We start from the raw sequence: 6,468 nt of genomic DNA on the forward strand, positions 1-6,468 counted from the left end.
AGCAGGGCTATGCCCGAAACTGAAAAACCACCAGCTAGGCTGGTGGATATTTATTATTATAACACTATAGTTAGCACTGTCAATAGTTAAGTGCTAAAAAATGTGCTAAAAAATAATCAAGAATATTCCTGATTATGTCATGATAAATAGTGGCTATATACAATCCTACTTTTATATTGTACTAAACAATTAGGTATTGCACAAGACTTGTTATTATATATAAATAGTTTATATTATAATTATAAGTAATTACTTAAAACAATCAGATAGAAAGGAGTTAAGTAAATAATATGGATTCTAATTATTTTAACTTTAAGCTTCTCTATTTTATTGATTTTGCTATTATTAATGCTACGTTGTCATATTTATGTTTTGGTAATAAATCTTTTTTGATTAAAATTATTCCTTATATATATATTTTCCTTTAAGGCTAGTGTTGTTCGATAAAGTAATTGTGAAATATATTAAAAGAGAAAGTTGATTTCCCTTTTAAGTGATTAGTATAAATGCTTTGTTTTATATATCGTTTATAGGGAATATAGGAAGTGTAGGTAAATAATATGGATTCTAATTCTTTTGATTTTAAGATGTTCTATTTTATTGATTTGGTGATTGCCGTTATTATATTATCGTATCTTTGTTTTGATAATAGATATTTTTTGGTTACGATTATTCCTTATATATATGTATGTGTTAGATCACTATTACTACATAAAGTAATTGTGAAATATATTAAGAGGGAAAGTTGATTTTCCTTTTAGAGTTTTAAAGAAAGGGTAGATTATATGGATTCTGATTTAAAAAAATATGGGATTATCTGTATTGTTGATATAATCCTTGTTACAGTTATATTAGTGCCTCTGTGTTTTAGATCTGATAGACCACGTTGGGTTCACTTTGTTCCTTTTGTGTATTTGGTTGTTAGAGCGATATTGTATTTTTTTATGAGAAAATATATTAATGGTTATAAGAAATAAGTGTTTCATAATAATATAAAAAATCCATGGTAATCATTTAAAATACCATGGATTTTTATTATACTTATCTCATGCAAATATATACTAAATAAACAACATAAATTAGGATCATAAACAATCCTTCTTTTTTATTGATAGATTGTTTTGTCCAAGCCATTATCCAAACAATGATACACATAATCATTAATAAAATGATATCAATCATATTTTCCATAATGAAGGCAACAGGACTAATAGCTCCGGCAACTCCTAGTACCAATAAAATATTAAAGATATTTGATCCAATCGCATTTCCTAGTGCCATATCGACTTCATCTTTTCTTGCAGCTACAACTGAAGTTACTAATTCTGGTAAACTTGTTCCTAAAGCAACAATTGTTAGTCCAATAAGATTTTGTGATAATCCCATTTTTGTGGCAATAAAACTAGCTCCATCAACAACAAAGTCACCACCGTATTTAATGGCAATGGCTCCTCCTACAATGAATAAAATACATTTCCAAGTTGGTAAAGATTCAATTTCTTCTTCATTTTCTTGTCTTGATTTTAAGGCACTATAAATCATCCATAAAATATAAGCCGCAAAAATAACTAAGAAAACAATTCCTTCCATTCTTGATAAACTAGCACCTGTATATCCAAACAACAATAACAACAAAGCACATAAAACAGAGAATGGGAATTCTTTTTTTAGGGTACTTTTACTAATGGCTAAAGGAGCAAATAAACTAGCGCATCCACAAACAACCATTAAATTAAAGATATTACTTCCTACAACGTTACTGATGGCTAAAGCATTATTGTTAGCTAGAGAAGCAGTAACACTAACAGCACATTCAGGAAGACTTGTTCCCATGGCAACAATAGTAAATCCGATAATAATAGATGGAACGCGTAATTTCTTGGCAACGGAACTTGCTCCGTCTACGAAGAAATCGGCTCCTTTAATTAGTAGTACAAATCCAAGAATTAATAATAAAGCGGCTGTAAAAATATTCATAGCTTCCTCCTAAAATACACCTGTCACAAAGATTTCAATTCCAATTCCGATTAAGATAATTCCACCTAAAATAGAGGCTTTACCAGCTAGTTTCATACCAGCTTTTTTACCGATGTGAACACCGACAAAACTAATAATAAATGTCACGATTCCAATAATTAATGAACAAATAAAAGCGTTCATAAAATTATAGTTGGCAATGGTAAATCCTACGGATAGAGCATCAATAGAAGTGGCAACTCCTTGAATTAAAAGGGATTTGAAATCAACAAGGTTTTCTTCTTCTTTTTCTTCTTCGTTTGAGAATCCTTCTTTTAATAAGTTAATTCCAATGTAACATAATAAAAGAAGGGCAATCCATGGAATAATTTTTTCAAATTGTTGGAAAACTTCTACGATGGTATGAACACAAATCCATCCAATCATAGGCATTAAAAATTGAAAGAAACCAAAAGTAAAGGCAATTGACAATACTTTTTTCGCTTTCATTTTTACTTCGTGTAGTCCATTGGCCATTGAAACTGAAAAAGCATCCATTGCCAATCCTACACCCAATAAAATCGCATTAATAATAAAAGTCATAATTCATCTCCTAATAAAAAAGCTCAAGTTTTACTATACTTGAGCTAAATATCAATTATCGTCTCATGCATAGTAAAAAAACAATACATGAGTCTCGCATTTTAAAACTATGCCAGGTTTTTACCGGTATGTTGGCATGTTCCACTTTGGTGGTTGCTACTCCCCCATAGACTTTTAAAATTTTAATGATTAATGTAGTATTTGTCAATACTCAATCAACATAAAATGTCGTATACTAGTTTCATGGAAATTAAATGTTTAGCTTTTGATGTAGATGGTACATTGACAAATGATGATAAAAAAATAGATGATCGCACTCTTCATTCGATTCAACTTGCGATGAAACAAGGAATTCAAATCGTAATTTGTACGGGTCGAAACTTAAAGGGTTGTGAGTTTATTTATAAGAAATTGAACTTAGAAAGTGGAAATCATTATTTATCAATGATTAATGGACAACAGATTTATAGTTTTCAATCAAAGAAAACTTATCATGATAGTGTCTTTAATAAAGAAGATTGTTTTAAAATCGAACAAGTCGCTAAAAAATATCATTGTCTAGCTCGTTTTACATGTGATAATGATGCGTATTTTTATGGATCGTTGTCTAATTATATTAGAGAAATTAAAAGATGGATGAAAAGAAGAAATAAGAAAGGATCCATGGTTAAGGGAACAAAGTTTAATTATCATCGAATTCCTTTTAAAAACTATGAATTTGATTTTCCAATCAATAAAATCGTATTCTTTCATAATCCTGATTTCTTTTCCATTCATTTAAAAGACATTCAAAATGATTTAAATGATTGTGAATGTATGTTGGTATCGGATTATTGGATGGAAATTATGCCTAAAGGAGTAAATAAAGCACATTCATTAAAGAAGATATGTGAATTAAATGGCTATACTATGGAAAATGTAATGGCCTTTGGAGATGCTCAAAACGATATAAAAATGCTTCAAGAAGCTGGTATTGGTGTTGCGATGGGTAATGCCTTACCAGAAGTGAAACAAATTGCGGATATCATTACAGATTCGAATAATGACAATGGCATTGGAAAAGTAATTGATGACATTGTTTTGGGCAATTTAGTAGATGAAACAAAGGATTTCGTATAATATATTAGTAGTAGGAGGACAAACATATGAAAGTAGTAAATACAGAAGAATTTAATGAATTAATGAATGAAAAATTAGTTTTAGTAGATTTCTTTGCGACTTGGTGTGGTCCATGTAAAATGTTGGCACCAGTTTTAGAAGACGTTCAAGAAAAACTAAAAGATAAAGTAACAATTGTAAAAGTGGATGTTGATGCATCAAGTGATTTAGCTAGTCGTTTTGGTGTTATGGCAGTTCCAACTATGATTTTATTCAAAGATGGAAAACAAGTAGATGCTTTTTCGGGATATATGCCAGCAGGAAGCATCATTGCCAAAATTGAAGCACACGCTTAATACACAAACAAAAAACCATAGTGTTTGTCATAATCAAATACTATGGCTTTTTTATATTAGTTAAAAATTAATTTACGATATTGTTCTCGTTCACTTTCATCGTAATTCAGAAAAGAGTAGGTATCTTCAAAAGTTTTGTGATATTCATTCATAATCAAGCGAATGGTATCAACTTTTTGATTCATATATTTTTTACGCTCTTCATTTCGTCCAATATCAATTCCTTGACTAATTCCTTTTTCTAAGACAAATTCATGGTAATTACACATCTTGCTTACCTCCTGTTCATCTATGTCCATAATACCATATTTTCGTAAGGTTTTTATATATGCTGAATCAAAGCGTTCATCAATTAATTCTTTTGTCATGACTTAGGAGAATGTAAAAATAATTTAAAAAAAGATGATTTTTTATTTATTGTTGATATTGACAAAAGTTGGTAAATATAGGTTATAATGCAAATATAGAAAACACACAGAGAGGGTACGTGCTATGAAAGAAAAAAATAATTTGTTTAAAGCATTAGCATATCCTGCTAGTGCTTATTTTGTTTTGAGTGCAGCCAATATGATGGTTTATGCACAAGACATTGAAACCGATTCAATGGAACCAGTCGTAGAAGAATAAAGTAATGTTCCGTCTGAACAACTTGATGGCGATGTTCTTTACACAATGGATTCACAACCAGAATTGTTGAATGATCCAGTGCAACAAGGAGTGGCACAAATTGGAGATACTCTTTATGCATCGTTTGATGAAGCTTTGAATGATTCAGAAGCAGGGGATACAATAACCTTGTTACAAGACGTGACGACAGCGGGGATAAACTTGAATCATGATGTTATCATTGATGGAAACAATCATACGCTATCTTTTACGCAATATGGAATTGCGTTATGGTCTTCAAACTTAACGATTAATAATACGATTGTTTCAATGAATGGGATTACTTCTACGCCATATACGGCTGAATGGAATTGGATGAGTATTTGTGCTAGTAAAGATGCTTCTATGACATTAAATAATTCATCGTTATATATGAACGGACAAAATAATAATGTTCATGCGATTTATTTTTGCAGCAACAATAAGTTGAATTTAAATAATTCTTATTTAGAAATTATCAATTACCAACAAGATGCTTTGGAATGGGATGGAGGAGATGGTGGATATAATGTCAATATGGTCAATTCCACATATCTATCCGATAATAACCGCTCTGGTTTTACAGGAACGTTCTATGCTTCTATTAATCATTCAACTGTCAATGTAGTGAATAGTCGTGGAAATGGTTCAAATGGATCTAATTTTGATATTAAAAATAATTCCTTTGTGAACTTTACAGCCAATGCAGCGCATGGATTATCGGCTTCTAATTTAAGTGTTGTAGCATCAAGTGTAGTTGCCAGGGAAAACGGAGCCAATGGAATTCATGTTTCCAATAATTTATTAATTGATGGTGGATCTCAAGTTGAGATTACCGGAAATCGTTGTTCATTAAGTAGTAAATGGACAATTCCAGGGGCTTTATATATCAATGGTCCTTCTACTATTCAAAATTGTACATTGAATATTACCGATAACTTGGGATCTGGTATCTATCAAAAATCGGGTACATTAACAATCGCAGATTCCGCAAGTGTCAATATTATAAGAAATACAGCCACTATGCTTGGACTAGGTGGTGGTATTAATATTAATGGAACAGCTTCTATTAGTTCCAATGTACAGTTATATAATAACCATGCCAGTGTAGCAGGAGATGATATCTATAGTACAGGTAAAGTATCTTTTGGTACTACAGGTACAAATTGGATGTTAGATGGTGACCCTGATTGTTCTCATAAAATTACAGGTTGGTTTGAAGATGGTATAAAAGGAAATGATGGTACTTCTTATCGTTGGAAAGCCCATAAAACAGAGGGTGAGAATTACTATGTTGTGAATATGCCTTCTGGGGAATATGAAGGTCAATTGGCTTTGAAAGCTGCGCACGGACTTCATACAATCACAATTCATTATCTAGAAAAAGATACTAATAAAGTTGTTCACGATGATTTTGTGTTAAACGATGTTGAATCTGGTCCATATGATGTAACGAAACAAGGAAAACTTGCAATTAAAGGGTATACATATGTGGATATGGATTATGCGTTTGTAGGAAGTCTTGATCAAGATATTGAAATAAATGTATATTACACAAAAGATAAACCAAAGACAACAAAAAAAGAAACTAAAAAAGATGTTCCAACTGCATTTGGATTTGATGTGAATTTATGGACTTCATTAATGGGTGTTTCTAGTCTTGGCATTATTACAAGTGTAAAATTAAGTCGTAAAAATAAACGTAAATAAATGGGGAAAGGCCTTTTTGGGTCTTTTCCTTTTTTAATCTTAAACCTTAAGTTTTTTTTCTAAAATTATAAAAATAAGGCCATATTTTATAATTTTTTAT

Annotated in this window: 7 protein-coding genes; 4 read left to right on the top strand and 3 right to left on the bottom strand. The window is 30.8% G+C overall.

Annotated elements, in window-relative coordinates; translation table 11 throughout:
• Positions 1-1,041: 1,041 nt before the first annotated feature.
• The gene (locus tag ACI313_RS05855; protein ID WP_439755530.1) at positions 1,042-1,977 is read right to left on the bottom strand and encodes a calcium/sodium antiporter; all 936 of its coding nucleotides are present in this window, start codon (positions 1,975-1,977) and stop codon (positions 1,042-1,044) included.
• A gap of 9 nt (positions 1,978-1,986) precedes the next feature.
• The gene (locus ACI313_RS05860; RefSeq protein ID WP_439755531.1) at positions 1,987-2,559 is read right to left on the bottom strand and encodes a manganese efflux pump MntP; all 573 of its coding nucleotides are present in this window, start codon (positions 2,557-2,559) and stop codon (positions 1,987-1,989) included.
• A gap of 243 nt (positions 2,560-2,802) precedes the next feature.
• Between ACI313_RS05860 and ACI313_RS05865 the strand changes: the two genes are divergently transcribed.
• A complete protein-coding gene (locus ACI313_RS05865) occupies positions 2,803-3,678 on the top strand; it encodes an HAD family hydrolase (RefSeq protein ID WP_320609065.1) in 876 nt (291 codons plus the stop codon).
• 26 nt (positions 3,679-3,704) lie between these two features.
• Positions 3,705-4,013, top strand: a complete 309-nt coding sequence (trxA, locus tag ACI313_RS05870) for a thioredoxin (RefSeq protein WP_320609064.1) — start codon at positions 3,705-3,707, stop codon at positions 4,011-4,013.
• A gap of 56 nt (positions 4,014-4,069) precedes the next feature.
• Here the strand turns inward: trxA and ACI313_RS05875 are convergent, their stop codons facing one another.
• On the bottom strand, positions 4,070-4,381 hold the full coding sequence (locus tag ACI313_RS05875; RefSeq protein WP_439755532.1) for a hypothetical protein: 312 nt from the start codon (positions 4,379-4,381) through the stop codon (positions 4,070-4,072).
• A gap of 124 nt (positions 4,382-4,505) precedes the next feature.
• Between ACI313_RS05875 and ACI313_RS05880 the strand changes: the two genes are divergently transcribed.
• On the top strand, positions 4,506-4,640 hold the full coding sequence (locus tag ACI313_RS05880; protein WP_320609062.1) for a hypothetical protein: 135 nt from the start codon (positions 4,506-4,508) through the stop codon (positions 4,638-4,640).
• Positions 4,641-4,685: 45 nt separating this feature from the next.
• Entirely contained in the window at positions 4,686-6,368 is a 1,683-nt protein-coding gene (locus ACI313_RS05885; RefSeq protein WP_439755533.1) for a hypothetical protein, read from the top strand.
• Positions 6,369-6,468: the final 100 nt, after the last annotated feature.

Origin of the sequence: Floccifex sp. (assembly GCF_051873495.1) — a bacterium.
Taxonomy (GTDB): Bacteria; Bacillota_I; Bacilli_A; order Erysipelotrichales; family Erysipelotrichaceae; genus Floccifex.